At 60.0% G+C, this 25,671-nt stretch carries 39 protein-coding genes; 2 read left to right on the top strand and 37 right to left on the bottom strand.

What is annotated here, in order from left to right:
* Window positions 1-16: 16 nt before the first annotated feature.
* From msrQ to BN2476_RS22800, 5 genes are all read right to left on the bottom strand, one after another.
* Window positions 17-748 carry a protein-methionine-sulfoxide reductase heme-binding subunit MsrQ gene (gene msrQ / locus BN2476_RS22820; protein WP_087736433.1) on the bottom strand — a complete coding sequence of 244 codons (732 nt, stop codon included), beginning with the start codon at window positions 746-748 and terminating at the stop codon, window positions 17-19.
* Window positions 748-1,743: a protein-methionine-sulfoxide reductase catalytic subunit MsrP gene (gene msrP, locus BN2476_RS22815; protein WP_087736432.1), complete on the bottom strand. Its 996-nt coding sequence runs from the start codon at window positions 1,741-1,743 to the stop codon at window positions 748-750. The genes msrQ and msrP overlap by 1 nt, the downstream gene beginning before the upstream one ends.
* Window positions 1,744-1,927: 184 nt before the next feature.
* Complete coding sequence (ccsB, locus tag BN2476_RS22810) at window positions 1,928-3,160, bottom strand: c-type cytochrome biogenesis protein CcsB (protein WP_087736431.1); 1,233 nt, start codon at window positions 3,158-3,160, stop codon at window positions 1,928-1,930.
* Window positions 3,161-3,164: 4 nt separating this feature from the next.
* Window positions 3,165-5,396: a cytochrome c biogenesis protein ResB gene (locus BN2476_RS22805; RefSeq protein WP_087736430.1), complete on the bottom strand. Its 2,232-nt coding sequence runs from the start codon at window positions 5,394-5,396 to the stop codon at window positions 3,165-3,167.
* A 118-nt stretch (window positions 5,397-5,514) separates the two neighbouring features.
* Window positions 5,515-6,168 (bottom strand): c-type cytochrome, encoded by a 654-nt coding sequence (locus BN2476_RS22800; RefSeq protein WP_087736429.1) that lies wholly within the window; start codon window positions 6,166-6,168, stop codon window positions 5,515-5,517.
* A 268-nt stretch (window positions 6,169-6,436) separates the two neighbouring features.
* Here BN2476_RS22800 and yihA point away from each other — a divergent pair, with 268 nt between their 5' ends.
* Window positions 6,437-7,099, top strand: a complete 663-nt coding sequence (yihA, locus tag BN2476_RS22795; protein ID WP_087736428.1) for a ribosome biogenesis GTP-binding protein YihA/YsxC — start codon at window positions 6,437-6,439, stop codon at window positions 7,097-7,099.
* A 240-nt stretch (window positions 7,100-7,339) separates the two neighbouring features.
* Complete coding sequence (hemB, locus tag BN2476_RS22790) at window positions 7,340-8,338, top strand: porphobilinogen synthase (RefSeq protein ID WP_087736427.1); 999 nt, start codon at window positions 7,340-7,342, stop codon at window positions 8,336-8,338.
* 177 nt (window positions 8,339-8,515) lie between these two features.
* Here the strand turns inward: hemB and dsbD are convergent, their stop codons facing one another.
* The 32 genes from dsbD to BN2476_RS22630 form a co-directional block, all read right to left on the bottom strand.
* Window positions 8,516-10,372 (bottom strand): protein-disulfide reductase DsbD, encoded by a 1,857-nt coding sequence (gene dsbD / locus BN2476_RS22785; RefSeq protein WP_087736426.1) that lies wholly within the window; start codon window positions 10,370-10,372, stop codon window positions 8,516-8,518.
* A complete protein-coding gene (gene cutA, locus BN2476_RS22780; RefSeq protein ID WP_087736425.1) occupies window positions 10,365-10,697 on the bottom strand; it encodes a divalent-cation tolerance protein CutA in 333 nt (110 codons plus the stop codon). The genes dsbD and cutA overlap by 8 nt, the downstream gene beginning before the upstream one ends.
* A 152-nt stretch (window positions 10,698-10,849) precedes the next feature.
* Window positions 10,850-11,245: a 50S ribosomal protein L17 gene (gene rplQ / locus BN2476_RS22775; RefSeq protein WP_007730705.1), complete on the bottom strand. Its 396-nt coding sequence runs from the start codon at window positions 11,243-11,245 to the stop codon at window positions 10,850-10,852.
* A gap of 133 nt (window positions 11,246-11,378) precedes the next feature.
* Complete coding sequence (locus tag BN2476_RS22770) at window positions 11,379-12,356, bottom strand: DNA-directed RNA polymerase subunit alpha (protein ID WP_087736424.1); 978 nt, start codon at window positions 12,354-12,356, stop codon at window positions 11,379-11,381.
* 124 nt (window positions 12,357-12,480) lie between these two features.
* Complete coding sequence (rpsD, locus tag BN2476_RS22765) at window positions 12,481-13,104, bottom strand: 30S ribosomal protein S4 (protein ID WP_087736423.1); 624 nt, start codon at window positions 13,102-13,104, stop codon at window positions 12,481-12,483.
* A 146-nt stretch (window positions 13,105-13,250) separates the two neighbouring features.
* Window positions 13,251-13,655, bottom strand: coding sequence for a 30S ribosomal protein S11 (gene rpsK / locus BN2476_RS22760; RefSeq protein WP_006052224.1), 405 nt, complete (start codon window positions 13,653-13,655; stop codon window positions 13,251-13,253).
* 28 nt (window positions 13,656-13,683) lie between these two features.
* Window positions 13,684-14,049: a 30S ribosomal protein S13 gene (gene rpsM / locus BN2476_RS22755; protein ID WP_087736422.1), complete on the bottom strand. Its 366-nt coding sequence runs from the start codon at window positions 14,047-14,049 to the stop codon at window positions 13,684-13,686.
* A 41-nt stretch (window positions 14,050-14,090) separates the two neighbouring features.
* Window positions 14,091-14,207, bottom strand: a complete 117-nt coding sequence (gene rpmJ, locus BN2476_RS22750; protein ID WP_004199844.1) for a 50S ribosomal protein L36 — start codon at window positions 14,205-14,207, stop codon at window positions 14,091-14,093.
* Between the two features lie 20 nt (window positions 14,208-14,227).
* Window positions 14,228-14,446 (bottom strand): translation initiation factor IF-1, encoded by a 219-nt coding sequence (gene infA / locus BN2476_RS22745; RefSeq protein WP_004521905.1) that lies wholly within the window; start codon window positions 14,444-14,446, stop codon window positions 14,228-14,230.
* 8 nt (window positions 14,447-14,454) lie between these two features.
* The gene (gene secY, locus BN2476_RS22740) at window positions 14,455-15,801 is read right to left on the bottom strand and encodes a preprotein translocase subunit SecY (RefSeq protein ID WP_087736421.1); all 1,347 of its coding nucleotides are present in this window, start codon (window positions 15,799-15,801) and stop codon (window positions 14,455-14,457) included.
* Between the two features lie 46 nt (window positions 15,802-15,847).
* On the bottom strand, window positions 15,848-16,282 hold the full coding sequence (rplO, locus tag BN2476_RS22735; RefSeq protein ID WP_087736420.1) for a 50S ribosomal protein L15: 435 nt from the start codon (window positions 16,280-16,282) through the stop codon (window positions 15,848-15,850).
* Window positions 16,283-16,312: 30 nt separating this feature from the next.
* Entirely contained in the window at window positions 16,313-16,495 is a 183-nt protein-coding gene (gene rpmD / locus BN2476_RS22730) for a 50S ribosomal protein L30 (protein WP_004202755.1), read from the bottom strand.
* A gap of 10 nt (window positions 16,496-16,505) precedes the next feature.
* A complete protein-coding gene (gene rpsE, locus BN2476_RS22725) occupies window positions 16,506-17,024 on the bottom strand; it encodes a 30S ribosomal protein S5 (protein ID WP_004197945.1) in 519 nt (172 codons plus the stop codon).
* Between the two features lie 14 nt (window positions 17,025-17,038).
* Entirely contained in the window at window positions 17,039-17,404 is a 366-nt protein-coding gene (gene rplR / locus BN2476_RS22720; RefSeq protein ID WP_087736419.1) for a 50S ribosomal protein L18, read from the bottom strand.
* 12 nt (window positions 17,405-17,416) lie between these two features.
* On the bottom strand, window positions 17,417-17,947 hold the full coding sequence (rplF, locus tag BN2476_RS22715; protein ID WP_087736418.1) for a 50S ribosomal protein L6: 531 nt from the start codon (window positions 17,945-17,947) through the stop codon (window positions 17,417-17,419).
* Between the two features lie 19 nt (window positions 17,948-17,966).
* Window positions 17,967-18,362 (bottom strand): 30S ribosomal protein S8, encoded by a 396-nt coding sequence (gene rpsH, locus BN2476_RS22710; protein WP_087736417.1) that lies wholly within the window; start codon window positions 18,360-18,362, stop codon window positions 17,967-17,969.
* Between the two features lie 14 nt (window positions 18,363-18,376).
* Window positions 18,377-18,682: a 30S ribosomal protein S14 gene (gene rpsN, locus BN2476_RS22705; RefSeq protein ID WP_087736416.1), complete on the bottom strand. Its 306-nt coding sequence runs from the start codon at window positions 18,680-18,682 to the stop codon at window positions 18,377-18,379.
* A 7-nt stretch (window positions 18,683-18,689) separates the two neighbouring features.
* Entirely contained in the window at window positions 18,690-19,229 is a 540-nt protein-coding gene (gene rplE / locus BN2476_RS22700; RefSeq protein ID WP_006052214.1) for a 50S ribosomal protein L5, read from the bottom strand.
* 13 nt (window positions 19,230-19,242) lie between these two features.
* Window positions 19,243-19,551: a 50S ribosomal protein L24 gene (gene rplX / locus BN2476_RS22695; RefSeq protein WP_087736415.1), complete on the bottom strand. Its 309-nt coding sequence runs from the start codon at window positions 19,549-19,551 to the stop codon at window positions 19,243-19,245.
* A gap of 9 nt (window positions 19,552-19,560) precedes the next feature.
* Complete coding sequence (rplN, locus tag BN2476_RS22690) at window positions 19,561-19,929, bottom strand: 50S ribosomal protein L14 (RefSeq protein WP_012402188.1); 369 nt, start codon at window positions 19,927-19,929, stop codon at window positions 19,561-19,563.
* A 292-nt stretch (window positions 19,930-20,221) separates the two neighbouring features.
* On the bottom strand, window positions 20,222-20,494 hold the full coding sequence (gene rpsQ, locus BN2476_RS22685; RefSeq protein ID WP_087736414.1) for a 30S ribosomal protein S17: 273 nt from the start codon (window positions 20,492-20,494) through the stop codon (window positions 20,222-20,224).
* Window positions 20,491-20,685, bottom strand: a complete 195-nt coding sequence (gene rpmC, locus BN2476_RS22680; RefSeq protein ID WP_007180130.1) for a 50S ribosomal protein L29 — start codon at window positions 20,683-20,685, stop codon at window positions 20,491-20,493. Before rpmC ends, rpsQ begins: the two co-directional genes overlap by 4 nt.
* A gap of 10 nt (window positions 20,686-20,695) precedes the next feature.
* On the bottom strand, window positions 20,696-21,112 hold the full coding sequence (gene rplP, locus BN2476_RS22675; RefSeq protein ID WP_012402192.1) for a 50S ribosomal protein L16: 417 nt from the start codon (window positions 21,110-21,112) through the stop codon (window positions 20,696-20,698).
* Window positions 21,113-21,114: 2 nt separating this feature from the next.
* Window positions 21,115-21,909 carry a 30S ribosomal protein S3 gene (gene rpsC / locus BN2476_RS22670; RefSeq protein WP_087736413.1) on the bottom strand — a complete coding sequence of 265 codons (795 nt, stop codon included), beginning with the start codon at window positions 21,907-21,909 and terminating at the stop codon, window positions 21,115-21,117.
* A gap of 11 nt (window positions 21,910-21,920) precedes the next feature.
* On the bottom strand, window positions 21,921-22,250 hold the full coding sequence (gene rplV / locus BN2476_RS22665) for a 50S ribosomal protein L22 (RefSeq protein WP_007730533.1): 330 nt from the start codon (window positions 22,248-22,250) through the stop codon (window positions 21,921-21,923).
* A 12-nt stretch (window positions 22,251-22,262) separates the two neighbouring features.
* Window positions 22,263-22,538, bottom strand: a complete 276-nt coding sequence (rpsS, locus tag BN2476_RS22660) for a 30S ribosomal protein S19 (RefSeq protein ID WP_006998484.1) — start codon at window positions 22,536-22,538, stop codon at window positions 22,263-22,265.
* A 10-nt stretch (window positions 22,539-22,548) separates the two neighbouring features.
* Complete coding sequence (rplB, locus tag BN2476_RS22655; protein WP_087736412.1) at window positions 22,549-23,376, bottom strand: 50S ribosomal protein L2; 828 nt, start codon at window positions 23,374-23,376, stop codon at window positions 22,549-22,551.
* Between the two features lie 2 nt (window positions 23,377-23,378).
* Window positions 23,379-23,693, bottom strand: a complete 315-nt coding sequence (gene rplW / locus BN2476_RS22650; RefSeq protein ID WP_087736411.1) for a 50S ribosomal protein L23 — start codon at window positions 23,691-23,693, stop codon at window positions 23,379-23,381.
* The gene (gene rplD, locus BN2476_RS22645; protein ID WP_087736410.1) at window positions 23,690-24,310 is read right to left on the bottom strand and encodes a 50S ribosomal protein L4; all 621 of its coding nucleotides are present in this window, start codon (window positions 24,308-24,310) and stop codon (window positions 23,690-23,692) included. Before rplD ends, rplW begins: the two co-directional genes overlap by 4 nt.
* On the bottom strand, window positions 24,310-24,969 hold the full coding sequence (gene rplC / locus BN2476_RS22640) for a 50S ribosomal protein L3 (RefSeq protein ID WP_087736434.1): 660 nt from the start codon (window positions 24,967-24,969) through the stop codon (window positions 24,310-24,312). Before rplC ends, rplD begins: the two co-directional genes overlap by 1 nt.
* Before the next feature lie 188 nt (window positions 24,970-25,157).
* A complete protein-coding gene (gene rpsJ / locus BN2476_RS22635; protein ID WP_087736409.1) occupies window positions 25,158-25,469 on the bottom strand; it encodes a 30S ribosomal protein S10 in 312 nt (103 codons plus the stop codon).
* A gap of 127 nt (window positions 25,470-25,596) precedes the next feature.
* Window positions 25,597-25,671 (bottom strand): EF-Tu C-terminal domain-related protein (locus BN2476_RS22630; protein ID WP_201785588.1); only part of this gene is annotated, 75 nt, incomplete at its 5' end.

The following is a 25,671-nucleotide window of genomic DNA, read 5'->3' as shown; positions in this document are numbered from 1 at the left end:
AGGGAGGAACTTCGGGCTAGCTTCCCGCCCGTTGCCTGATTCTGTCGCGTGCCCACCCAAGCAGGCGCCAGCCGAGCAACGCAATCACGATGGCCCCGTAAATCTTCGGCAAGATCAGATCGTGCTTGCCCGCTTTCATCCACCAGAAGTGCAGGATCGCGAGGCCCGCGATCAGATAGATCGCGCGATGCAGTGTCTGCCAGCGTCGGCCGAGCTTGCGCACGATCGCTTTCGGCGACGTGACGGCGAGCGGGATCAGCAACACGAACGCCGCGAAGCCGACCGTGATGAACGGCCGCTTGCCGATGTCCTTCACGATCTCGGCGAGATCGAACCACTTGTCGAACCAGAAATACGTCGTGAAGTGCAGCGCGGCGTAGAAGAACGCGTAAAGCCCCACCATCCGGCGAAAGCGCAGCAGCGCGTTCCAGCCGGTGAGCTTGCGCAGCGGCGTCACGGCGAGCGTGATGCAGATGAACACGAGCGTCCACAATCCCGTCGAGCGCGTGATGAACTCGATCGGATTTGCGCCGAGCCGGTCGGTGAAACCAAACAGCACGATGCGCGCAAACGGACACAGCGCCGCGACGAATATGGCGATCTTCGCCGACACGAGCCAGCGGCCAGCGCCGGCAGTCGTCGTCGCCTTGCGCGAACGCGCCGCGTGATTCGACGCGCTCGCCGCCGTCCGCGCGCCACTGCTTGCGGTCACGGCCGATGTCGTCTCGGTTCCCATGCGCGTCGCCATCAGAAGTTCTTCTTCAGGTCCATGCCCTGATACATCGACGCGACCTGATCGCCATAGCCGTTGAACATCAGCGTCTTGCGCTTCGGCGTGAAGAATCCGTCTTCACCGATACGCCGCTCGGTCGCCTGGCTCCAGCGCGGATGGTCGACATTCGGATTCACGTTCGAATAGAAGCCGTATTCGTTTGGCGCGTAGGTGTTCCAGCTCGTCGGCGGCTGCTTGTCGACGAAGCGGATCTTGACCAGCGACTTCGCGCTCTTGAAGCCGTACTTCCACGGCACGACGACGCGCACGGGCGCCCCGTTCTGGTTTGGCAGCGCCTGGCCGTAGACGCCCATCGTCAGCAGCGTGAGCGGATTCATCGCTTCGTCCATACGCAGGCCTTCGGAGTAAGGCCAATCGAGAATCGGCTCGGACAGGCCCGCCATCTGCGACGCGTCGGCGAGCGTGATGAACTGCACGTACTTTGCGTTCGCAGTCGGCTGCGCGCGCCTGATCACTTCCGACAACGGAATGCCGATCCACGGAATAACCATCGACCAGCCTTCGACACAGCGCAGCCGGTACACGCGCTCTTCGAGCGGCGCGAGCTTCAGCAGCTCGTCGATGTCGTAGACCTTCGCGTTCTTCACCTCGCCTTCGACGCTCACCTTCCACGGATGCGGCCGAAGCGTCCCCGCGTTGTGAGACGGATCGCTCTTGTCGGTGCCGAACTCGTAGTAGTTGTTGTACGTGGTGATGTCCTTGAACGGCGTGACCTTATCGGTGACGACGAACTTCGAGTTGGTCTTCGCGCCGAGCTTCTGCGCTTTCGCGTCGGACGACGAATATTCGGCAAACGCCTCGCCATGTACGCCGATCAGGCCGCCGAGCGCCGCCGCGCCCGCTGCCTGCAAGATCCGCCGGCGATTCTCGAACACCCGCTGAGGCGTAATTTCGCTGCGCGCGATGTCGTCGCCGTAGAGACGGCTCCGTTCGCTTCGCTTGATCCACATGCTGACACTCCTTGCCGGGCGTTCTCACCCGAACGATATTCGCTCGACCCGCTTTTCATTCGACCCGCTCGTTGCGGCCACCGTTCTTGTTAACACACGCGGCGCACAATCCTTCCATATCGGCATAAAAAAACCGCCGGTGCAGCGCACGCGGCGGTTTTTCGGTGTCCGGGTCCGGCGGTTCTTACAGCTTGCCGTAGCTATGCAGTCCCGACAGGAACATGTTCACGCCGAGGAAAGCAAAGCTCGTCACCAGCAGGCCCGTCAGCGCCCACCATGCAGCGGCCGCGCCGCGCAGTCCTTTCATCAGACGCATGTGCAGCCAGGCCGCGTAGTTCAGCCACACGATCAGCGCCCACGTCTCCTTCGGGTCCCAGCTCCAGTAGCCGCCCCATGCTTCGGCGGCCCACAGCGCGCCGAGAATCGTCGCGATCGTGAAGAACGCAAAGCCGACGGCGATCGACTTGTACATGACGTCGTCGAGCACGTCGAGCGTCGGCAGACGGTCGGCCAGCACGCCGCGCTCTTTCATCAGATACGCGACGCCGACCATCGCCGACAGCGCGAAGCTGCCGTAGCCGATGAAGTTCGCCGGCACGTGAATCTTCATCCACCAGCTTTGCAGCGCGGGGACGAGCGGCTGGATCTGCTGCGCGTCGCGCGCGATCGAGTACCACATCAGGAAGCCGACGGCCGCGCTGATCACCAGCAGCACGAACGCGCCGAGCGCGCGCGTGTTGTAGTGCCGCTCGTAATACAGATAGAAGAGCGCGGTGATCAGGCTGAACAGCACGAACACTTCGTAGAGGTTCGAGATGGGAATATGGCCGACGTCCGAGCCGATCAGATACGACTCGTACCAGCGCACCATCAAGCCGACGAAGCCCATCAGCACGGCGACCCACGTCATCTTCGAGCCGATCGCGGCGCCCGATGGCGAGCGCGACAGCACGCCGATCCAGTAGAACAGCGTGGCGAGCACGAACAGCGCGCTCATCCACAGAATGGCCGACTGGCTCGACAGAAAATATTTGAGGAAGAACGCGTGATCGGCGCGGGTCAGATCGCCGCCGTACAGCTGGATCGCGAACAGCGAGAGCACGGCGATGCACGCCATCAGCAGGCGCGCGGGCTTCCAGCGCCAGCCGAGCACGACGAAAGCAGGCACCGAGCAAACCAGCACCAGCTTGTCGTAGTAATTCATGTACTCGTGGTAGCGCGACAGCGCGAACCCGGCTCCCGCGACCATCGCCAGGGCGAACAGCCAGTCGAACGCGCCGAGGCGCTTCAGGAACGGACGGTCGTCCAGCAGCGCCGGTTCACCCGGCAAATGCGCATGCAGATGCGTGGCCGAATGAGCCGACGTATCGGCGCGCGGCTTGGCACGCGAGGAAGAAGAAACTTGGGTCAAGTCCATGTTCTTACCGGGTCGAATCGGGTGAATCCGTGGACGCTGCATCCGCTGCACGGGCGGCGTCCTTTGCCTCGTGGGCTGCATCGGCATCGACATGAAGTGGCTTCGTTCCGAGCGCCGCGCCGACTGCGTCGCGGGTTTGGGCAAATTCCTTCTCGAAATCGAATGTCCTGCGTGCCGTCGACATCGCCATCACGACGCTCACGCCGCGATCCGCCTCCTTGAGCCAGAACCACAGGCGCCGTTCGCGGACGTAGAACATCGAAAAGATGCCTAACACGAGTAGCAGGCTGCCAAGATACACGACTTTTTTGCCCGGTGCGCGCGTCAACTGAAATACCGAAGCTTGCACCTGCTTGAAGGAGTCAAGCTGCAAAAACACGGGCGAACCGTACAGAAAGCTGTCGGATAGCGCGTTGATCGAGGTCTGGATAAAGCGGCTCGTGGTCGCGTCCGCCGTCGCCGGGCCTTCTCCCGCCTGCTGGCGCGCGATCTGCCATACGTCCCACATCGCGCCTTCCAGCATCCTAAGCAAGAGTCCTGCCGCCTTTTCCTGCTCTCCCTTGGGGACGGAACGATCGATGAACGCGGCGATCGCCTGGAAGCCGCCAATCGTCTGACCATCGGGTGCCTTGCCGATCGCCGGATCGGCGCCTGCGAAAAGCGTCAGCACGCGCGTCGCGCTTTCTTCCAGATGCTGCTGGAGGTCCGCGTTCGACTGCACCGAGCGCTGCGCGAACTGGTGCGCCGCCTGCGCGCGGATGGCCGGGTCTTCGAGCGCGGCGCGCAGTTTCATCCATTCGTTGACCGTACCGGCGGTGTCCGCGGGAATGCGCAGATAGCGGAACGGATCGTCCGGATTCATGCGCATGCCTGCAAGAAACACGCGCTCGCCGCCGACGTCGACGGGCAGCATGTAGTTGTTGTACTCGCGCGCCTGGCCATCCTTGTCGCGCACCTTGTACTGGACCGACGGACCGACGTTATGCAGATCGACCGGCTTCGACGTCTTCGCGCCCGAGCCGAGACGCTCGTCGAAGGCCTCCTTCAGCGACTGATGCGCGGTCACGCCGCGTGCGTCGTTCTGACCGTTGCCGTTCGAGATGTTCTCGACGTTGATCGCGCGGAAGTCGGCGAACTCGACGGTCTGGCCGTCCGTGCCCGGCATCGACGCGCTCAGCACTTTCGAGCCGCCGATCTCGCCGTTGAAGGGCTCGGTCTTGGTGCTGCGGCCCGTCATCGGATACGCCGTCATCTGCATCTGCGAGCCGCCGTCCTGGAAGCTCGACTGGTAGATCGACACGCCGTCGTATTCGAACGGCTTGTTCACCTCGACGCGCGCCGGGATACGCTCGCCCGTCTTGTGGTCGATCACGACGATGTCGCTCGCGAAGAGCTTCGGCATGCCCGTCGAGTAGTAGTCGACGATGAACTTCTTCAGCTCGATCGAGAACGGCAGGTCCTGGATCAGCGAGCCGTCCTGCTGGTTGAGGATCGCTGTCGACACATGCTGCCCCTCGGGCACCCACGCATAGCCGCGAAACGTCGGGTTGCCCTGCGACAGGCGATGCTCGGGCGGAATTTCGTTGATGACGGTGTTGCTGCGGATCGGCGTCTTGTCGAAAAGCCACATTTGCAGCTTGATGGGCAGATTGCTGTCGAGCAGACCGCCGATACAGATGATGACGATCGCAAGGTGCGCCGAGATGTAGCCGAGCTTGGTCAGCGCACCGCGCTTCGCGGCGATCAGCGTTGCACCCTCCGACTCGCGCGTCACGTATTTGTAGCCGAGCTTCCCGGACAGCTTGCCGAGCGTCGCTGCGGCCTGCGCGCGGGTCGTGTCCGCGACGGCGTACTCGCCCTTGTGATGGAACGCGCGCAGGCTGCCTTCGCGGACCCTGTCTTTCCAGCTCTTCGTGTCGGCGATCATCTTCGGCGCATTGCGGATCACGCACAGCGAGATCGACACGACAAGAAAGCCGAGGATTAGCATGAACCACCACGCGCTGTACACGTTGTAGAGGCTCAGCGAACGGAAGATGTCGGCCCAGAACGGGCCGAACTGGTTGACGTAGTTCGGATACGGGTCGTCCTGCGTGAGCACGGTGCCGATGATGCTTGCAATCGACAGGATCACGAGCGACGCGATCGCGAAGCGCATCGAACTCAGCAATTCGACGGACGTGCGCACGAAGCGCGGCCGCGACTTCAACTCCCAACCCGACGTGGTGACGCTCATTCAAACTCCGACTCAACAGCAAAAAAGGGTGCAGGGATATCGCTTCATGCGATTCCCTCACCCTTTTCTTGTTTTCTTGCCGGCCTCTTTACGGCCGGCTTCGCTTTCGTACGGACTCTTAATGCAAGCCCGCGACGTAATCGGCGACAGCCTTGATCTCGCTGTCCGACAAACGCGACGCGATGGCGTGCATCGCATCGTTGTTGTTGCGCGCGCCCGAGCCTTGGGTGAACGCGGTCAACTGCGTCACGGTGTATTCCGCCCATTGCCCCGACAGCCGCGGATATTGCGACGGAATCCCTTGGCCCGTCGGCCCGTGACAGCTTGCGCACGCCGGCACGCCCTTGTCGGCGACGCCAGCGCGATAGATCTTTTGCCCTAAGGGCACTGTGTCCTTATTGTGTGCGTAGCCCGGCTTCGGCGCCTGCGACGAGAAGTATGCCGCCACGTTCGCCATGTCCTGATCGGACAACGCTGCCACCATACCCGCCATGATCGCATTGTTGCGGGCGGGCTGCTTGGCACCGGGTTGTGTTTTGAAATCCTTGAGCTGCTTGACGAGATACTCGGGATGCTGGCCCGCGAGCTTCGGATACGCGCCGCCAGCGCTGTTGCCATCGGCCCCGTGACACGAAGCGCATACCTGCGCTGCGATTGCCTGCCCGCGATTCAAATCCGGCTTTGCCTGATCTGCTGCTCTTGCCTGTACTGCGAAACCTGAAAGACCTGCTGCTGTGTGAAGCACCACCAGAAACTTGCCCAGTCGATTCATTCGCACACCCTGTTTCGTCTTGTGGGAATTAGAGGTTCTGCAAAATACGACAGCGGCTGATCCAGCCGCGGAGGCCCGCGCAACGGCCTCACAGGTTTTCAGTAAACCATCGTATTGTACAATAACTCGCTAATCGCGCTGGCGCCAGTCGGGCCTCTCCGGCCTTCGCGGCGGGGCTGCATCGCCCTTGCACGGCATTTCATCACGTCCGTCGATGTTCGCTGGACGTCCGCTTGACGTCCATTTACCCGTCCTTCCGGTCTTTTCCATGTCTTTCCTGCTCCACCAAGCCCGCTTTTTTACGACCGTCAATCACTTGCGCGACCTGCCGCCTTCGCCGCAGCCGGAGATCGCGTTCGCGGGGCGGTCGAATGCGGGGAAGTCGACGGCCATCAACATCCTCTGCAACCAGAAGCGTCTCGCGTTCGCCAGTAAGACGCCGGGACGGACACAGCACATCAATTTTTTTTCGGTGGGCCCCGCGGCCGAGCCCGTCGCGAATCTCGTCGATTTGCCGGGCTACGGCTACGCCGAAGTGCCAAGCGCGGCGAAAGCCCACTGGGAACAGCTGCTGTCGACCTATCTGCAGACGCGCTCGCAACTGCGCGGCATGATCCTGATGATGGATTCGCGCCGCCCGCTCACGGAACTGGACCGGCGAATGATCGAGTGGTTCGCGCCGACGGGCAAGCCGATTCACACATTGCTCACCAAGTGCGACAAATTGACCCGCCAGGAGGGCATCAATGCGCTGCGCGCGACGAAGAAAGGGTTGGATGAATATCGCGCAGCCGGATATCAGGGCGAATTGACCGCCCAGCTCTTTTCCGCGCTCAAGCGCACTGGCCTCGATGAGGCGCACGAACTGATCGAAAGCTGGGTCACGCCCGATCTGGCGGGCAATTCCGACGAATCCGCGTCGGTCGAATGAGGTCTGAAAGTCGTCCCGGCACGCCCGGCAGCGTTTTTCGATCGCCCATAAAAAAACCCGCCGCTAGTTGACGGCGGGTTAAACAGCCTAATCGAAAAACGACAGGCACCCGCTCAGGGAGGAGAAGCGGGGAGGTCAGCGCTAGGCGCCTTGCTCGATCGGTATGATATACCATTGTCTCGAAAAGTTTCTGGCAGGGAACAGCCAGCGTTCTCGACTTCTGCAGACACGACACCCCACATGAGCTTCTATCCGCACCACCGTCCGCGCCGCATGCGCCGCGACGAATTTTCGCGCCGCATGATGCGCGAAAACATTCTGACCACCAACGATCTGATCTATCCCGTCTTCATCCTCGAAGGCACGAATGTCCGTCAGGCCGTTCCGTCGATGCCGGGCGTCGAGCGCGTGTCCGTCGATTTGCTGATGGGCGTGGCCGAGCAATGTCTCGAGTTGGGCGTGCCCGTGCTGTCGCTGTTTCCGGTGATCGAGCCGTCGCTGAAGACGCCCGACGGGCGCGAAGCGACCAATGAAGCAGGTCTGATTCCGCGCGCCGCGCGTGAACTGAAGAAGCGCTTTCCCGAACTGGGCGTGCTGACCGACGTTGCGCTCGACCCCTATACGAGCCATGGCCAGGACGGCGTGCTCGACGAGAGCGGTTACGTGATCAACGACGAAACCGTCGAGATTCTCGTCGAACAGGCAAAGGCGCAGGCAGTGGCAGGCGTCGACATCGTCGCTCCGTCCGACATGATGGATGGCCGCATCGGCTCGATCCGCGAGATGCTGGAGAGCGAGGGCCACATCCACACGCGGATCATGGCGTACTCGGCGAAGTTCGCGTCGGCGTTCTACGGTCCGTTCCGCGAAGCCGTGGGTTCCGCAGCGAACCTGGGCAAGGGCAACAAGATGACGTATCAGCTCGATCCCGCCAACTCGGATGAAGCACTGCGAGAAGTGCGCGCGGACATCGACGAAGGCGCGGATATGGTGATGGTCAAGCCGGGCATGCCGTATCTGGACATCCTGCGTCGCGTGAAGGACGAGTTCCGCTTCCCGACCTATGTCTACCAGGTGAGCGGCGAATACGCGATGCTGAAGGCGGCCGCGCAAAACGGCTGGCTGGATCACGACAAGGTGATGATGGAATCGCTGCTCGCGTTCAAGCGCGCAGGCGCGGACGGCGTGCTGACGTACTTTGCGCTCGATGCTGCGCGCGTGTTGCGGGCGCAGAGGTAAGGGAACGCGCTACGCTACGTGGTGGCGCTGTGGCATTGAAAGAGCGGAGGTTGCCTCGTGGGTGCCTCCGCATTTTTGTTGCGAGCCTTTTTAAGATTCGCGGGTAGTACTGATCCGCCTGGATTATGAGTGTGTCGAGCGCGAAACCGGCTAACAACGGCCTTAGCGTCGCCGTTCTCAGGTTTGAGGCGCCGTGGCCACCCGGTCGAGACTTCTCAGGAACTTGTCCGCTGATTCGTAACCGACCACGCGCAAGACCTCTCTGCCGCCTCGGTCGAAAAATATGATGCCAGGAGGCCCGAACAGGTTGAAGCGCTTGAGCAGCGCCCGGTCGTCAGCGTTATTCGCTGTGACGTCGGCCCGCAGCAAATTCATTTGCTTGAGCTTGGCCTGAACGCGCGGATCGCTGAAGGTGAGCTTCTCCATCTCCTTGCAGCTGACGCACCAGTCCGCATAGAAATCGAGCATAGCGGGCTGTGCAGCCGTTTTGACGGCTTCGTCGAGCTGCCCAGATGAACGCACAGGCGCGAACGCAAGATCGCCCTGAGGCGCCGCTGTAGAGGGCGTATTCGGCGTGCGGCTGGCAAGCACGGCCAGTGGCTGCAATGGGTTCGTCGATCCGGCTGCGAGCCCGACGAGCAGCGTTGCCGCCCAGATCGCCAACGCCGCGCCGATTCCGCGACCGAGACCGCCCCAAATCGACTTTGCTCCCGCATGCGGCGAAAAGAGCCCCAAACCGGCTGCGGCGATCAGCAGCCACAGCGCAGCCAACAACATTTGCGCAGTCGCGCCCAGCACCGGCCAAACGATCCACAGCGCTGCCGCCAACAGCACGACACCGAAGAAGACCTTCACGCTGTCCATCCACGCGCCTGCGCGCGGCAGCAACGTTCCCGCGCCGAGCCCGATGATCAGCAGCGGGACGCCAAGCCCGATACCCATCGAAAACAGGGCCGCACCGCCCAGAACGGCGTTGCCCGTGTGGGCGATGAACGCCAGCACGGCGAAAAGCGGCGCTGTCATGCACGCGCCCACCACCAGCGCGGACAGCGCGCCCATCACGGCGACAGCAGCGAACTTGCCACCCGACCGTCCTTCCGATGCCTTCGAGACTCCGCTCTGCCAGCGCTGCGGCAACACGATATCGACGCCCGCGATCAGCGTGAGAGCGAACACTGTCAGCACGAGCGCGAACGCACCGAGCACCCACGGATTCTGAAGCCAGGCACCGAGGCTTTGCCCGACGAGCGCGGCCGCGATGCCGAGCACGGTATAAACGAGCGCCATGCCGACGACATAGGCAAGCGACAACGCGAATCCTCGACTCCGCGTCACACGCGGACCTTCGCCGATGATGATCGCGGACAGGATCGGGATCATCGGATACGAGCACGGCAGCAGGCTCAGCACCACGCCCGCGACGAAATACAATCCGACGATTGCGAAGAAGCCCCCACCTTGCAGCAACGACTGCGCGTAGTCCGCGCTCGTCGCGCGTTCGTACCATGACGCGCCACTCTGCGTGCCCTGGACATTTTTTCCGTCGCCGACGACGCCCGCCGCGGCCGCGTGCAAGGCGGTGCCCGTCACATGATAGACGCGCTCCATCGGCGGATAGCAGATGCCCGCGTCGGCACAACCTTGCGACGTCACGGCGAGATCGAACGGACCGCTTGCCTGTTTCACCGGTACACGGATCGTCAGTTCGCCGCGATAGGTTTCGACATTCTTCGCGAAGGTCTGGTCGAACTTCACATGGCCCGCGGGCAATTGCGGGTCCCCGATCGTGACCGTGCCGTCGCGCTTCGCAAAAGCAAATCGCTCACGGTACATGTAGTAGCCGTCGGCGATCGTGTAGTGAACCAGCACTTCACCCGGCTGTTCAGACGCGCTGAATCTGAAGGCAACGGCGGGGTCAAGGAAGTCGTCAGCATGCGCGCAGCTCACCCTGAAGAGCGAGAGCAGCAGAACGCCAGCGACAAGAACGAGGAAGCGCGCGGTATCGAGCCAGCGGCAGGAGAAGCTGTTAAACATGGATCGGGCGTTGCGTTTCGGTGTTCACCCATTGGCCGTACGCGGCCGACGCCGTGACCTGCCAGGAGAGAATTTCGGGCGTCTCGTACGGATGCTGAGCCTGAATGAACTGCTCAAGTTCGAACGCTCGGGCGACGCTCGTCTTGAACAGCAACTGGACCTCATCCGCGGATTCGACCTTGCCTTGCCAGTGATAGCTCGACTGGACGCTGCCAAGCCGCGTTACACACGCCGCGAGACGGGCGGAAAGTGCGTCCTGAGCCAGTTTTTGCGCCGTGGCGAGGTCCGGCACGGTCGTCAATACCAAACTCACATTCACGTTCACCGACCGCTCCAGCGCTTTCGAAACAGGGTGACGCTATCGTATCACCTTGTCCCACGACCTCGCTGACGGCCAAATGGCATAGGCCATGTGCACGCCGCCCGGAAGCAAAAAAGCCAGGCTTTCGCCTGGCTTTTGAGCAGTTGTCAGAACGCTTATTCAGCTTCTGCAACGTTCTCGACTTCCTCGACTTCCGGACGGTCCAGCAGTTCGACCAGTGCCATCGGTGCATTGTCGCCGACGCGGAAACCGAACTTCAGGATGCGCAGATAGCCACCCGGACGGTTCGCGAAGCGCGGGCCCAGCACGTCGAACAGCTTCGTGACCGAGTCGCGATCGCGCAGGCGGTTGAAGGCCAGACGACGGTTTGCCAGCGACGGCTTCTTGCCGAGCGTGATCAACGGCTCGACGACTTTACGGAGTTCCTTCGCCTTCGGCAGCGTCGTCTTGATGACTTCGTGCTCGATCAGCGAGTTGGACATGTTACGGAGCATTGCCAAACGGTGGCTGCTCGTGCGGTTCAGTTTCCGCAGACCATGACGGTGACGCATTTCAGTTTCCTTGATTCAAAGTTTTGGTCCAGCTCTTCTATCGCTTTCAGTGGAAAGCACGGGCCGGTAGTAAAAAAGCAAGACGCGGATTTTAAAGGAAAATCCGCGTCCTGACCAGTTGATGCTACGTGACTTACTTGTCGAGACCAGCCGGCGGCCAGTTTTCGAGCTTCATGCCAAGCGTCAGGCCGCGCGAAGCGAGCACTTCCTTGATCTCGTTCAACGACTTGCGACCCAGATTCGGCGTCTTCAGCAGCTCGTTTTCCGTGCGCTGGATCAGGTCGCCGATGTAGTAGATGTTCTCGGCCTTCAGGCAGTTCGCCGAGCGAACCGTCAATTCGAGATCATCGACCGGGCGCAGCAGGATCGGATCGATCTGCGGCGCGCGCGACGGCGCTTCTGCCGCGGCTTCCGTGCCTTCCAGTGCTGCGAACACCGACAGCTGATCGACCAGAATACGCGCCGATTGACGGATCGCTTCTTCGGGCGAGATCACGCCGTTGGTTTCGATGTTCATCACGAGCTTGTCGAGGTCGGTACGCTGTTCGACACGCGCGCTTTCCACGGCATAGCTCACACGGCGAACCGGCGAGAACGACGCATCCAGCACAATGCGGCCAATAATCTTGGCCGATTCTTCGCCGTAACGACGTACGTTGCCCGGCACGTAGCCACGGCCCTTTTCAACCTTGATCTGCACGTCGAGCTTGCCGCCCTTCGACAGGTGCGCAATGACGTGATCCGGATTCATCACTTCGCAGTCGTGGGCGAGTTCGATGTCGCCAGCGGTAACAACGCCTTCACCTTCCTTGCGCAGCGTAACCGTCACTTCGTCACGGTTATGCAGCTTGAACACCACGCCCTTCAGGTTCAACAACAGGTTGACCACGTCCTCTTGCACACCGTCGAGCGTCGAGTATTCATGCACGACGCCTGCAATCGTCACTTCCGTCGGCGCATAGCCAACCATCGACGACAGCAAAACGCGCCGAAGCGCGTTACCCAAGGTGTGGCCATAACCGCGTTCAAACGGTTCCATGACCACTTTCGCGTGGCTTTCGCCAAGCGATTCAACTGCGATGATCTTGGGCTTCAACAAACTGGTTTGCATAGGTTTTCCTTTTCAATACCCTCGGCTCGTTACACCGATAAGGCTGACCGGTAACAACCTGAAAATAAACAGCCGAGGCGCCCCCTTGCCTAACGCAATCCGGGAACCTCGGCCGTTAATCCGATTACCGCGAATACAATTCGACGATCAGGCTTTCGTTGATGTCGCCAGCGATATCGCTGCGTTCCGGCATTTGCTTGAACGTACCTTCGAACTTCTTCGAATCGACAGCAACCCAGCTCGGCAGGCCGCCCTGTTCGGCGAGCGACAGCGCTTCGAGAATACGAGCCTGCTTCTTGGCCTGTTCGCGCACGGAGATCACGTCGCCAGCCTTCACTTGCAGCGACGGGATGTTCGCGACGACGCCGTTCACCGTGATTGCCTTGTGGCTCACGAGCTGACGTGCTTCTGCGCGCGTCGAGCCGAAGCCCATGCGATACACGACGTTGTCCAGACGCGACTCGAGCAGTTGCAGCAGGGTTTCACCCGTGTTGCCCTTGCGGCGGTCGGCTTCGGCGAAATAACGGCGGAATTGGCGCTCGAGCACGCCGTAGATGCGCTTCACTTTTTGCTTTTCGCGCAACTGCGTGCCGTAGTCTGACGTACGGGCGCCCGAGGTGCGGCCATGTTGACCCGGCTTGCTGTCAAGCTTGCACTTGTCAGCGAGCGAACGACGGGCGCTCTTCAGGAAGAGATCGGTGCCTTCACGGCGAGACAGCTTGGCTTTAGGGCCGATATAGCGTGCCACTTTGCATTCCTTCTATGATTGATCACGTGAACATTCATTCACGCTAGTCCGAACCCTTTGGGTCGAACGGTGGGCTTAGTCAATTCAATAACGCAAGCAGCCTGCTACCGCCTTTAGCGGCAACAGGCGCAAGCGGAGCAAGCGTCTTAGATACGACGACGCTTCGGCGGACGGCAGCCGTTGTGCGGAACCGGCGTCACGTCGGAGATCGCGGTAATCTTGATGCCAAGACCATGCAGCGCGCGCACCGCGGACTCACGGCCAGGGCCGGGGCCCTTGATCCGCACTTCGAGGTTCTTCACGCCGTATTCCATCGCCACGCGGCCAGCCGATTCAGCGGCCACCTGAGCTGCAAACGGAGTCGACTTACGCGAACCCTTGAAGCCCTGACCACCCGACGTTGCCCAAGCCAACGCATTGCCTTGACGGTCGGTGATCGTGATGATGGTGTTGTTGAACGACGCGTGAACGTGAACCACGCCCTCGGCGACGTTCTTCTTGACCTTCTTGCGAACGCGTTGCGCCGCGGAGTTGTTCGAAGCCTTAGCCATTACGTTTTCCTGTAACTGTCAGTGTCGCTTACTTCTTCAGCGCTTGCGCTGCACGACGCGGACCCTTGCGCGTACGCGCATTCGTACGCGTGCGCTGGCCGCGCAGGGGCAAGCCCTTGCGATGGCGCACGCCACGGTAGCAACCGAGATCCATCAGGCGCTTGATGTTCATCGTCGTTTCACGACGCAGATCGCCTTCAACGATGAACTTGCCGACTTCTTCACGCAGCTTTTCGAGGTCTGCGTCGGTCAGGTCCTTAACCTTCTTCGAAAATTCCACACCAGCAGCAACGCAAATGTTGCGCGAGCGCGTGCGACCGATACCGTAAATTGCCGTCAGGCCGATTTCGGTATGCTGGTGGTTCGGGATGTTAACCCCTGCGATACGAGCCATTGTTTTTCCTCAAACAAAAAGCGCAAACAAAAGCGCGGCGTTCAGCCTTGACGCTGCTTGTGGCGCGGATCAGAGCTGCAAATCACGCGAACGACGCCCTTGCGCTTGATGATCTTGCAATTGCGGCAAATGCGCTTAACCGATGCCATCACTTTCATGATATTACCCTTTTTTCAAATCACTTCGCCCGGAACACGATCCTCGCACGCGACAGATCGTAAGGCGTCAATTCAACCGTCACCTTGTCGCCCGGCAGAATACGGATGTAGTGCATCCGCATCTTGCCGGATATGTGTCCCAATACGACATGGCCGTTTTCCAGCTTCACCCTGAAGGTGGCGTTTGGCAGGTTTTCGATTACTTCACCCTGCATCTGGATTACATCGTCTTTGGCCATAAGTCCTTTTAACGCATCGGGACGCCGCCGCCTTTGAAATTGGCTTTCTTCAGCAGCGATTCATACTGTTGCGACATAACGTACGACTGCACCTGCGCCATGAAGTCCATTGTGACGACGACAATGATCAGCAGCGACGTTCCACCAAAATAAAACGGCACATTCCAGCGCAGCACCAGAAACTCAGGCAGCAAGCAAACGAACACGATGTAGATCGCACCGGCCAACGTCAGACGCGTCAGGATGCGGTCGATATAGCGCGCCGTCTGGTCTCCCGGACGAATGCCCGGGACGAATGCACCACTCTTTTTCAGGTTGTCGGCCGTCTCTCTGCTATTGAACACCAGCGCGGTGTAGAAGAAGCAGAAGAACACGATCGCCAACGCGTACAGCAACACGTACACCGGCTGACCTGGCTTGATGGCTTCGGCCACATTGTGCAGTGTGTCCGCGAACCAGCCGGTACGTGATCCGGAACTGAACCAGTTCAGGATGGTTGCCGGGAACAGGATGATCGACGACGCGAAGATCGGCGGAATCACGCCCGACATGTTCAACTTCAACGGCAGATGCGAAGACTGTCCGCCGTAAATCTTGTTGCCGACTTGCCGCTTCGCGTAGTTCACAAGAATCTTGCGCTGGCCGCGTTCGATGAACACCACCAGATACGTCACAGCTGCGATCAGCGCGACCACGATAATCGCCGAGATGATGCTCATCGAGCCGGTACGAACCAGTTCAAAAAGACCACCGATCGCATTCGGGAAACCCGCTGCGATACCGCCGAAAATAATGATCGAAATGCCGTTGCCCAGACCACGTTCCGTGATTTGCTCACCGAGCCACATCAGGAACATCGTGCCGGTCACGAGCGTCACAACCGTCGTCAGCCGGAAGACCATACCAGGATCGATCACCAGTGCCGGCTGATTCTCCAGCGCGACAGCGATGCCAAACGCCTGGAACGTCGCCAGAACCACCGTGAAGACACGCGTGTACTGCGTGATCTTCCGTTGACCTGCCTGCCCTTCCTTCTTCAGCGCTTCGAGCTGCGGCGAGACAATCGCCAGCAACTGCATGATGATCGACGCCGAAATATACGGCATGATCCCAAGCGCAAAAATCGTGAACCGCGAAAGTGCGCCACCCGAGAACATGTTGAACATGCCAAGGATGCCGCCCGACTGGCTTTGGAACAGCTTTGCCAGTTGGTCCGGGTCAATGCCCGGCACCGGAATGTGCGCGCCAATACGGTAGACGACCAGCGCCAGCAGCAGGAACACTGCACGCCGACGCAGGTCGCCAAACTTCGCCGCGCTTCGACCGGGTTTTGCGAGACTCGGGCTGTTAGCCAAGTACCTTCTCCGATGCAAATGCTAGTGACGGCAATCGACTTGCACGTTACTCGGCGAAAGAACCGCCAGCTGCTTCGATCGCAGCGCGCGCGCCCTTCGTCGCAGACAGACCTTTCACGACGATCTTGCGCTTCAGCTCGCCCGTCGCGATGATCTTGGCGCTCGTCATCATCTCGCCAATCAGACCGGCTTGCTTCAGTGCCAACAGATCGATTTCGTCGACCGGCAGCTTTTCCAGGTCGCCAAGGCGCACTTCACCGACGAATTCCTTCGTCAGCGAGGTAAAACCACGCTTCGGCAGACGGCGTTGCAGCGGCATCTGACCGCCTTCGAAGCCGACCTTGTGGAAGCCACCCGAACGCGACTTCTGACCCTTGTGACCACGGCCAGCGGTTTTGCCGAGGCCGGAGCCGATGCCGCGACCAACGCGACGCTTTGCGTGCTTCGCGCCTTCGGCCGGCTTCAGGTTATTCAATTCCATTATCAACTCCTTGAGTGCCCGAACGGCCGCTTAGCCGATGACCTTAACGAGGTACGAGACCTTGTTGATCATGCCGCGCACAGCCGGCGTGTCCTGCAGCTCGCTAACCGAGTTCAGGCGGCGCAGACCAAGACCGCGCACCGTCGCCCGGTGCGATTCGCGGGTCCCAATCAGGCTCTTGACGAGCTGAACCTTGACAGTTTTTTCAGACATGGTGACCACCTTAGCCCAGAATTTCTTCGACGGACTTACCACGCTTCGCCGCGATGTCAGCCGGGGTCGACTGCTTACGCAGGCCGTCCAGCGTCGCACGAACGAGGTTGTACGGGTTCGTCGAACCGTGGCTCTTGGCCACTACGTTTTGCACGCCCATCACGTCGAACACTGCGCGCATCGGGCCGCCAGCGATCACGCCAGTACCGTCCTTCGCCGGAGCGAGGAGGACCGTCGATGCGCCGTGCTTGCCGTGCACTTCGTGTTGCAGCGTACCGTTCTTGAGCGGCACCTTGAACATGTTGCGACGGGCTTGCTCCATTGCCTTTTGAACGGCAACCGGCACTTCCTTCGCCTTGCCCTTGCCCATGCCGACGCGGCCATCACCGTCGCCAACCACGGTCAGTGCGGCGAAGCCGAGAATCCGGCCACCCTTCACGACCTTGGTCACGCGATTGACCGAAATCATCTTTTCGCGAAGGCCGTCGTCGCGCTCGTCAGCCTGAACTTTCGCTTGCATCTTTGCCATGACGAATTCCTTCCTTAGAACTTGAGCCCGGCTTCACGCGCCGCATCAGCCAGCGCCTTCACGCGGCCGTGGTAGCGGAAACCCGAGCGGTCAAAGGCGACGGATTCGATGCCGGCAGCCTTAGCCTTCTCTGCAATGCGCTTGCCGATCAGGGTTGCAGCGGCAACGTTGCCACCCTTGCCCGACTTGTCGGCGAGCTGCGCACGCACTTCGGCTTCGAGCGTCGATGCGCTGGCGAGCACTTTGGTGCCGCACGGCGAGAACACTTGCGCATAGATGTGCGTGTTCGTGCGATGCACGGCCAGACGCGCGACTTGCAGCTCAGCGATCTTGAGACGCGTCTGACGAGCGCGGCGCAGGCGAGATTGAGTCTTATCCATGATTGCGCACCCTTACTTCTTCTTCGTTTCTTTGAGGATCACAACCTCGTTGGCATAGCGCACGCCCTTGCCCTTGTAGGGCTCCGGCGGACGGTAGCCGCGCACTTCTGCAGCGACCTGGCCAACTTTCTGCTTGTCGATCCCCTTGATCACGATTTCCGTTTGCGACGGGGTTTCAGCCTTGACGCCTTCCGGCATCTGGTGCACCACCGGGTGCGAGAAACCCAGCGACAGGTTCAGCTTGTCGCCTTGCGCTTGCGCACGATAACCGACGCCAACCAGCGTCAGCTTGCGCTCGAAACCCTTGGTCACGCCGTGCACCATGTTCGCGACCAGCGCGCGCATCGTGCCCGACATTGCATTTGCTTCGCGGCTCTCGTCCACCGGCTCGAACTTCAGCGTGCCGTTGTCGTTCACCACCTTTACCAGGCGATTCGCAGCTTGCGTAATCGTGCCCAGCGGGCCCTTGACGCTAATGCGCTCGTCGCTCAGGGCCACTTCAGCGCCTTGCAGCGCGATCGGGCTTTTACCTACTCGAGACATGTTTCTTCTCCCTTCGGCTTTAAGCGACGTAGCAGATGACTTCGCCGCCCACGCCCGTAGCGCGCGCCTTGCGATCGGTCATCACACCCTTCGGCGTCGAAACGATCGCAACGCCCAAGCCATTCATGACCTGCGGGATTTCGTTACGGCCGCGGTACACCCGCAGACCAGGCTTCGAAACGCGCTCGAGGCGCTCGATAACCGGACGGCCAGCGTAGTACTTCAACGCAATGTTCAATTCCGACTTCGCACCTTCGGACTTCACTGCGAAATCGTCGATATAGCCTTCATCCTTCAGGACTTGCGCGATTGCAACCTTGACTTTCGACGAGGGCATCGTCACCGAAACCTTCTCGACCATCTGCGCATTGCGGATGCGAGTCAGCATATCGGCGATAGGATCACTCATGCTCATTTACGTTTCTCCTATTACCAGCTCGCCTTGGTCAGGCCAGGGATCTCGCCGCGGAACGCGATTTCACGAATCTTGTTACGCGCCAGCCCGAATTTGCGGAACGTGCCGCGCGGACGACCGGTGATCGCGCAACGATTGCGCTTACGGGTCGGGTTCGAATTGCGCGGCAGTTGCTGCAGCTCGAGACGAGCCGCATAGCGCTCTTCTTCCGACTTGCTTTGGTCGTCGATGATTGCCTTCAGCGCAGCACGCTTCGGAGCGTACTTGGCAGCCAGGCGCGCACGCTTCTTTTCACGTTCGATCAGTGCCAGTTTAGCCACGGTAACCTCAGTTTCTGAACGGGAACTTGAAGCTGGCGAGCAGTGCCTTTGCTTCGTCGTCAGTCTTCGCAGTCGTCGTGATGCTGATGTTCAGCCCACGCAGCGCGTCGATTTTGTCGTAGTCGATTTCGGGGAAAATGATCTGCTCTTTCACACCGATGTTGTAGTTGCCACGACCGTCGAATGCACGGCCCGACACGCCACGGAAGTCACGCACACGCGGGAGCGCGACCGTCACGAAACGGTCCAGGAATTCGTACATCGCCTGGCCACGCAGCGTGACCATTGCGCCGATCGGATAACCCTGACGGATCTTGAAGCCCGCGATTGCCTTGCGTGCCTTCGTGATCACCGGCTTCTGGCCCGCGATCTTCGTCAGATCGCCAACGGCGTTCTCGATGATCTTCTTGTCGGCGACGGCTTCGCCAAGACCCATGTTCAGGGTGATCTTGGTGATGCGCGGCACTTCCATCACGGACTTGTAACCGAACTTCTCGATCAGGCCGGGAACAACCTTCTCTTTATAAAATTCTTGCAAACGTGCCATTTTTTACTCCGCGTCAGGCGCTCAGCACAGCACCGGTCGTCTTCAGGAAACGGACCTTCTTGTCTCCCTCGACCTTGATGCCGACACGCGACGGCTTGCCGTTCGCGTCAACCAGCGCGACGTTCGAAATGTGCAGCGGCATTGCCTTCGCTTCCACGCCGCCCGTCGTACCCTTCATCGGGTTCGGCTTCACATGCTTCTTGGCGATATTGAGGCCTTCGACGGTCACACGGTCGTCAGCAACAGCCAGCACGACGCCGCGCTTGCCCTTGTCTTTGCCGGTGATGACGATGACTTCGTCACCTTTGCGAATCTTGTTCATCTCGGCTCCTTACAGCACTTCCGGCGCGAGCGAAACGATCTTCATGAAGCGTTCGCTGCGCAGCTCACGCGTGACCGGCCCGAAGATGCGGGTGCCGATAGGCTCGAGCTTGGTATTCAAAAGCACGGCGGCGTTGCCGTCGAACTTGATCAGCGAGCCGTCTTGACGGCGAACGCCCTTGGCGGTGCGAACCACCACGGCGTTGTAGATTTCGCCTTTCTTCACGCGCCCGCGCGGCGTTGCCTCTTTGACGCTCACCTTGATGATGTCGCCGATGTTGGCATAACGACGCTTCGAGCCGCCGAGCACCTTGATGCACATGACTTCACGCGCACCCGTGTTGTCGGCCACTTCGAGCCGAGTTTCGGTCTGGATCATGGTTTATCTTTCCCAACTTAATCCGATTGCACCACCATGATGCATTCGGTCAGTCTTGGTCCCGTCAGCCAATCGGCCGCTTGGGTTAGAACAGCAGCGACGGCAAACGAAACCCGCCATCGCAATCCGGTGAATCTGCCGACATGAACTGACGCTCACATCGCTTCCCCCACCTACAACTTCGCCCGCGATGGGGCTCCCACAAAGAGGGAAGACCGAGATTATAACAAATAATCCCGGTCTTGCAAGCGAAATCTACTGCGATTTCAACTACTTCTGCTGCTCAGCTGCTTTAGATGACGCGAGCTGCTTCGACCAGACGCGACACCGTCCAAGCCTTCGTCTTCGAGATCGGACGAGTTTCCTGGATTTCAACGAGGTCGCCCTCGTTGTAGGTGTTTGCCTCGTCGTGAGCGTGGTACTTCTTCGAACGTACGACATACTTGCCGTAGATCGGGTGCTTCACGCGGTGCTCGACCAGCACGGTAACCGTCTTGTCCATCTTGTTGCTGACGACCTTGCCGACCAGCGTCCGCTTGAGCGAGGTTTTTACGCTATCGTTCATTTCTGGTTCGCCTTCTCAGTCAGGACGGTCCGCACACGTGCGATGTCGCGACGAACCTTCTTCAGCTGGCTCGTATTCGTGAGCTGCTGGGTCGCGAGTTGCATGCGCAGGCCGAATTGCGCCTTCAACAGGTCCGACAGCTCTTTGTTGAGCGCGGCCTGATCTTTCTGGTGAAGTTCGGAAGCCTTCATCATTCACTCCTTAGGCGCCGAGCTGACGAACCATGAACGTCGTCTTCAGCGGCAGCTTGGCTGCAGCCAGACGGAACGCTTCACGCGCCAGTTCTTCGGACACACCGTCCATTTCGTACAGCATCTTGCCCGGTTGAATCTCAGCGACGTAGTACTCCGGGTTACCCTTACCGTTACCCATACGTACTTCAGCCGGCTTTTGCGAGATCGGCTTGTCCGGGAAAATGCGAATCCAGATGCGGCCGCCGCGCTTGATGTGACGCGTCATTGCGCGACGCGCCGCTTCAATCTGACGCGCGGTCAGGCGACCGCGACCGATAGCCTTCAGACCGTACTCACCGAACGACACCGCGTTACCACGCGTTGCGACGCCAGTGTTACGACCCTTCTGCTCTTTGCGATACTTCCTGCGTTTCGGTTGCAGCATCGTTATTCTCCAGTCTTACCGTCGCCGGCACCGCCGCGGCGCGGACCGCCACGGCGAGCACCTGCCGGTGCACCTTCACCATCGCGACGCGGGCGACGGTCGCCCGGACGTGCATTGCGGCGCGGACGCTTTTCTTCGGCGACTTCTTCCACCACCGGAGCGTCATTGCGGCCGAGCGTATCGCCCTTGTAGACCCACACCTTCACGCCGATGATGCCGTACGTCGTCTTCGCTTCGGAGGTCGCGTAGTCGATGTCCGCACGCAGCGTGTGCAGCGGCACGCGGCCTTCGCGATACCACTCGGTACGAGCGATTTCGATACCGTTCAGACGGCCTGCGCTCATGATCTTGATGCCCTGAGCACCGAGACGCATTGCGTTTTGCATCGCACGCTTCATCGCGCGGCGGAACATGATCCGGCGCTCGAGCTGCTGCGTGATCGAATCGGCGATCAGTTGTGCGTCGGTTTCCGGTTTGCGGATTTCTTCGATGTTGACGTGAACCGGAACGCCCATGCGCTTCTGCAGTTCCGACTTCAACAGTTCGATGTCTTCACCCTTCTTGCCGATCACAACACCCGGACGCGAGCTGAAAATCGTGATACGCGCGTTCTTTGCAGGACGCTCGATCACGACGCGGCCGACGGACGCGTTCTTCAGCTTTTTCTTCAGGTATTCACGAACACCGATGTCTTCCTGCAACATCGCCGCGAAATTGTTGTTGTTCGCGTACCAACGCGAAGCCCAATTACGGCTGACGGCCAAACGGAAGCCAGTCGGATGAATTTTCTGTCCCATCGTATGACCCCTTAATTCCCGACCGTCACAGTGATGTGACAGGATTGCTTCTCAATGCGGTTGCCGCGGCCCTTGGCGCGCGCGGTGAAACGCTTGAGCGACGCTGCCTTGTCGACGTAGATGCTCGTGATCTTGAGCTCGTCGATATCAGCACCTTCGTTGTGCTCCGCATTCGCGATCGCCGACAGCACGACCTTCTTCACGATGCCAGCCGCCTTCTTCGGCGAGAACGTCAGAACGTTCAGCGCCTTGTCGACCGGCAAACCGCGGATCTGGTCAGCCACAAGGCGCGTCTTCTGCGCCGAGATGCGGGCACCGCGATGAATTGCTTTCACTTCCATCTTGATTGCCCCTTATTTCTTGGCCTTCTTGTCGGCCGCGTGACCCTTGAACGTACGGGTCAATGCGAACTCGCCAAGCTTGTGGCCGACCATGTTTTCCGTGACATACACCGGAACGTGTTGACGGCCGTTGTGAACGGCGATCGTCAGGCCGATGAAGTCCGGCAGAATCGTCGAGCGACGCGACCAGGTCTTGATTGGCTTCTTGTCGCGCGAAGCTGCAGCCGCCTCAACTTTCTTCAGCAAATGGGCGTCGCAGAACGGACCTTTTTTAATAGAACGTGCCATTGCCTACTCCTTAACGCTTGTGACGGCGCTGGACGATCATGCTCGTCGTGCGCTTGTTGCTACGGGTGCGATAGCCCTTCGTCGGCGTGCCCCACGGGCTCACCGGATCGCGACCTGCAGCCGTCTTGCCTTCACCACCACCGTGCGGGTGATCGACCGGGTTCATTGCAACGCCGCGCACCGTCGGGCGGATACCGCGCCAGCGGTTCGCGCCAGCCTTACCGATTTGACGGAGGCTATGCTCTTCGTTGCCCACTTCACCGATCGTCGCGCGGCACTCGATGTGAACGCGGCGAATTTCGCCCGAGCGCAGACGAACCTGCGCGTAGGTGCCCTCACGAGCCAGCAGCATCGCCGACGTACCAGCCGAACGCGCCATTTGCGCGCCCTTGCCCGGCAGCATTTCGATGCAGTGAATCGTCGTACCGACCGGGATGTTGCGGATCGGCAGCGTGTTGCCTGCGCGGATCGGAGCTTCCGAACCCGACATCAGTTGCTGACCAACCGTCACGCCCTTTGGAGCGATGATGTAGCGGCGCTCGCCGTCTGCGTACACGACCAGCGCGATGTTCGCGCTACGGTTCGGATCGTACTCGAGGCGTTCGACCTTCGCGGGAATGCCATCCTTCGTGCGACGGAAGTCGACGATACGATAGTGATGCTTGTGACCACCGCCCTTGTGACGCGTGGTGATGTGGCCGTTGTTGTTACGGCCGGCAGTCGAGCTCTGCGAGTCGAGCAGCGGTGCGTACGGCTTGCCCTTGTGCAGATCCTTGTTGACCACCTTGACCATCGCGCGGCGACCCGGCGAAGTCGGCTTAACTTTCACGATTGCCATGATTACTTGGCCTCCGCTTCAAAGTTGATTTCCTGGCCGGGCTTCAGGCAGACGTACGCCTTCTTCACATCCTTGCGCTTGCCCATGTAGCGGCCAAAGCGCTTGGCTTTGCCCTTCTGGACCAGCACATTGACGGAATTGACTTCCACCTTGAACAGCAGCTCGACAGCAGCCTTCACTTCCTGCTTCGTAGCGTCCGGCGCAACTTCGAACACGACTTGCTCGTTCTTGTCAGCCACCAGCGTCGCCTTCTCGGAGATCACCGGCGCGAGCAGAACTTGCATCAAACGATGATCGTTTTTGCGAACTTCGCTCATGACAGCAACTCCTCGATCTGGGCGACCGCAGCCTTCGTGATCAGCACTTTCTTGAAGTAGATCAGCGACAGCGGGTCGGCATAACGCGGCTCGACAACCGCCACATGGGCCAGGTTGCGCGACGCGAGGTACAGGTTTTCGTCGACCGTGTCGGTGATGACCAGCACGGAGTCGAGACCCATAGCCTTGAACTTTTCGGCCAGCAGCTTCGTCTTCGGCGCTTCGAGCGTCAGCTCGTCGACAACGGCGATGCGGCCTTCGCGGGCCAGCTGCGAGAAGATCGAGCAGAGACCTGCACGATGCATCTTCTTGTTGACCTTGTGCGAGAAATTTTCTTCCGGCGAGTTCGGGAAGATGCGACCACCGCCGCGCCACAGCGGGCTCGACGACATACCGGCACGAGCACGGCCCGTACCCTTCTGACGCCACGGCTTCTTCGTCGTGTGCTTGACCTGCTCGCGGTCCTTCTGAGCGCGGTTGCCGCTACGTGCGTTCGCCTGGTAGGCGACGACGATCTGGTGAATCAGCGCTTCGTTGTAGTCACGACCGAACACGACGTCCGACGCGCTGACAGCTGCGCCTTCCTGACCATTTGCATTCAGGAGCTTAAGTTCCATTATTTCGCTCCTTTCACGGCACGCGCCTTCACGGCCGGCGTCACGAAAACCTTGCCGCCCTTCGCACCCGGAACAGCACCCTTGACCAGCAGCAGCTTGCGGTCGGCGTCGATACGAGCGATTTCGAGGTTTTGCACCGTCACCGTCTCGTCACCCATGTGACCGGTCATGCGCTTACCCGGGAAAACACGACCCGGATCCTGCGCCATACCGATCGAGCCCGGCACGTTGTGCGAACGCGAGTTACCGTGCGATGCACGGCCCGAACCGAAGTTGTAACGCTTGATGGTACCGGCGTAGCCCTTACCGATCGAGGTGCCTTGCACGTCGACCTTCTGGCCCACTTCGAAGAGATCCACACCGATCACGGCGCCGTTCGACAGCTCGGCAGCCTTGGTGGCGTCGATTTGGAATTCCTTAAGGATTTCACCGGCTTGAACACCAGCTTTGGCGAGATGACCTGCCAGCGGCTTCGTGACGCGCGATGCACGGCGCGTACCGAAGGCAACCTGAACGGCCGTGTAGCCGTCGGTTTCAACAGTCTTGATCTGCGTCACGCGGTTGTCGGACACGTCCAGCACGGTGACGGGAATCGAATCCCCTTCAGCCGTGAAGATACGGGTCATGCCAACCTTGCGACCTACGAGTCCAAGGCTCATCGTTTTCTCCATTCCCGACTGCGATTGGTCGGGGCTAATTTACAAAATGCCGCGCGATTCAGAGGCGAACCGGGACGGCTTTTTTACGCAAATGCGCGAAAAGCCTAGCATTATAGCAAGGCTTTTTCTTTTCTGCAAGCAATCAAAGACTTAGCGACATCCGATGGTCTGGATGCCGCTTGAAACCTTTACTGCAGCTTGATTTCGACGTCCACGCCAGCCGGCAGATCCAGCTTCATCAGCGCGTCGACGGTCTTGTCCGTCGGATCGATGATGTCCATCAGGCGTTGGTGCGTGCGGATTTCGAGCTGATCACGCGACGTCTTGTTGACGTGCGGCGAACGCAGGATGTCGAAACGCTGGATACGGGTCGGCAGAGGCACCGGACCACGAACGATTGCGCCAGTCCGCTTTGCCGTGTCAACGATCTCAGCTGCCGATTGATCGATCAGACGATAGTCGAAAGCCTTCAGGCGAATGCGGATTTTCTGGTTCTGCATGACGAATTCCTTGGAAAGAGCGAGGCGGTATTGCACCGCCGATTAGTAAAAGAACGTAGGTCTGGGCGCCCGCGAGGCGCGAGTGCCCAGACCCGGGCACTGCATACTGCTACGGCAATCTTCGATTTTACTCGATGATCTTGGCAACGACACCGGCGCCGACGGTACGGCCGCCTTCGCGGATTGCGAAGCGCAGACCTTC

Source organism: Paraburkholderia piptadeniae, assembly GCF_900007165.1.
Taxonomy (GTDB): domain Bacteria; phylum Pseudomonadota; class Gammaproteobacteria; order Burkholderiales; family Burkholderiaceae; genus Paraburkholderia; species Paraburkholderia piptadeniae.
This window is presented reverse-complemented; position numbering and strand designations above follow the sequence as displayed.

Coding starts and splice junctions, on each gene's coding strand:
- msrQ (WP_087736433.1), bottom strand. CDS start 748: ATGGCGACGCGCATGGGAACCGAGACGACATCGGCCGTGACCGCAAGC.
- msrP (WP_087736432.1), bottom strand. CDS start 1,743: ATGTGGATCAAGCGAAGCGAACGGAGCCGTCTCTACGGCGACGACATC.
- ccsB (WP_087736431.1), bottom strand. CDS start 3,160: ATGGACTTGACCCAAGTTTCTTCTTCCTCGCGTGCCAAGCCGCGCGCC.
- BN2476_RS22805 (WP_087736430.1), bottom strand. CDS start 5,396: ATGAGCGTCACCACGTCGGGTTGGGAGTTGAAGTCGCGGCCGCGCTTC.
- BN2476_RS22800 (WP_087736429.1), bottom strand. CDS start 6,168: ATGAATCGACTGGGCAAGTTTCTGGTGGTGCTTCACACAGCAGCAGGT.
- yihA (WP_087736428.1), top strand. CDS start 6,437: ATGTCTTTCCTGCTCCACCAAGCCCGCTTTTTTACGACCGTCAATCAC.
- hemB (WP_087736427.1), top strand. CDS start 7,340: ATGAGCTTCTATCCGCACCACCGTCCGCGCCGCATGCGCCGCGACGAA.
- dsbD (WP_087736426.1), bottom strand. CDS start 10,372: ATGTTTAACAGCTTCTCCTGCCGCTGGCTCGATACCGCGCGCTTCCTC.
- rplQ (WP_007730705.1), bottom strand. CDS start 11,245: ATGCGTCACCGTCATGGTCTGCGGAAACTGAACCGCACGAGCAGCCAC.
- BN2476_RS22770 (WP_087736424.1), bottom strand. CDS start 12,356: ATGCAAACCAGTTTGTTGAAGCCCAAGATCATCGCAGTTGAATCGCTT.
- rpsK (WP_006052224.1), bottom strand. CDS start 13,655: ATGGCTAAGGCTTCGAACAACTCCGCGGCGCAACGCGTTCGCAAGAAG.
- rpsM (WP_087736422.1), bottom strand. CDS start 14,049: ATGGCTCGTATCGCAGGGGTTAACATCCCGAACCACCAGCATACCGAA.
- rpmJ (WP_004199844.1), bottom strand. CDS start 14,207: ATGAAAGTGATGGCATCGGTTAAGCGCATTTGCCGCAATTGCAAGATC.
- infA (WP_004521905.1), bottom strand. CDS start 14,446: ATGGCCAAAGACGATGTAATCCAGATGCAGGGTGAAGTAATCGAAAAC.
- rplO (WP_087736420.1), bottom strand. CDS start 16,282: ATGGAATTGAATAACCTGAAGCCGGCCGAAGGCGCGAAGCACGCAAAG.
- rpmD (WP_004202755.1), bottom strand. CDS start 16,495: ATGTCTGAAAAAACTGTCAAGGTTCAGCTCGTCAAGAGCCTGATTGGG.
- rpsE (WP_004197945.1), bottom strand. CDS start 17,024: ATGGCAAAGATGCAAGCGAAAGTTCAGGCTGACGAGCGCGACGACGGC.
- rplR (WP_087736419.1), bottom strand. CDS start 17,404: ATGGATAAGACTCAATCTCGCCTGCGCCGCGCTCGTCAGACGCGTCTC.
- rplF (WP_087736418.1), bottom strand. CDS start 17,947: ATGTCTCGAGTAGGTAAAAGCCCGATCGCGCTGCAAGGCGCTGAAGTG.
- rpsH (WP_087736417.1), bottom strand. CDS start 18,362: ATGAGCATGAGTGATCCTATCGCCGATATGCTGACTCGCATCCGCAAT.
- rplE (WP_006052214.1), bottom strand. CDS start 19,229: ATGGCACGTTTGCAAGAATTTTATAAAGAGAAGGTTGTTCCCGGCCTG.
- rplX (WP_087736415.1), bottom strand. CDS start 19,551: ATGAACAAGATTCGCAAAGGTGACGAAGTCATCGTCATCACCGGCAAA.
- rplN (WP_012402188.1), bottom strand. CDS start 19,929: ATGATCCAGACCGAAACTCGGCTCGAAGTGGCCGACAACACGGGTGCG.
- rpsQ (WP_087736414.1), bottom strand. CDS start 20,494: ATGAACGATAGCGTAAAAACCTCGCTCAAGCGGACGCTGGTCGGCAAG.
- rpmC (WP_007180130.1), bottom strand. CDS start 20,685: ATGAAGGCTTCCGAACTTCACCAGAAAGATCAGGCCGCGCTCAACAAA.
- rplP (WP_012402192.1), bottom strand. CDS start 21,112: ATGCTGCAACCGAAACGCAGGAAGTATCGCAAAGAGCAGAAGGGTCGT.
- rpsC (WP_087736413.1), bottom strand. CDS start 21,909: ATGGGACAGAAAATTCATCCGACTGGCTTCCGTTTGGCCGTCAGCCGT.
- rplV (WP_007730533.1), bottom strand. CDS start 22,250: ATGGAAGTGAAAGCAATTCATCGCGGTGCCCGCATCTCGGCGCAGAAG.
- rpsS (WP_006998484.1), bottom strand. CDS start 22,538: ATGGCACGTTCTATTAAAAAAGGTCCGTTCTGCGACGCCCATTTGCTG.
- rplB (WP_087736412.1), bottom strand. CDS start 23,376: ATGGCAATCGTGAAAGTTAAGCCGACTTCGCCGGGTCGCCGCGCGATG.
- rplW (WP_087736411.1), bottom strand. CDS start 23,693: ATGAGCGAAGTTCGCAAAAACGATCATCGTTTGATGCAAGTTCTGCTC.
- rplD (WP_087736410.1), bottom strand. CDS start 24,310: ATGGAACTTAAGCTCCTGAATGCAAATGGTCAGGAAGGCGCAGCTGTC.
- rplC (WP_087736434.1), bottom strand. CDS start 24,969: ATGAGCCTTGGACTCGTAGGTCGCAAGGTTGGCATGACCCGTATCTTC.
- rpsJ (WP_087736409.1), bottom strand. CDS start 25,469: ATGCAGAACCAGAAAATCCGCATTCGCCTGAAGGCTTTCGACTATCGT.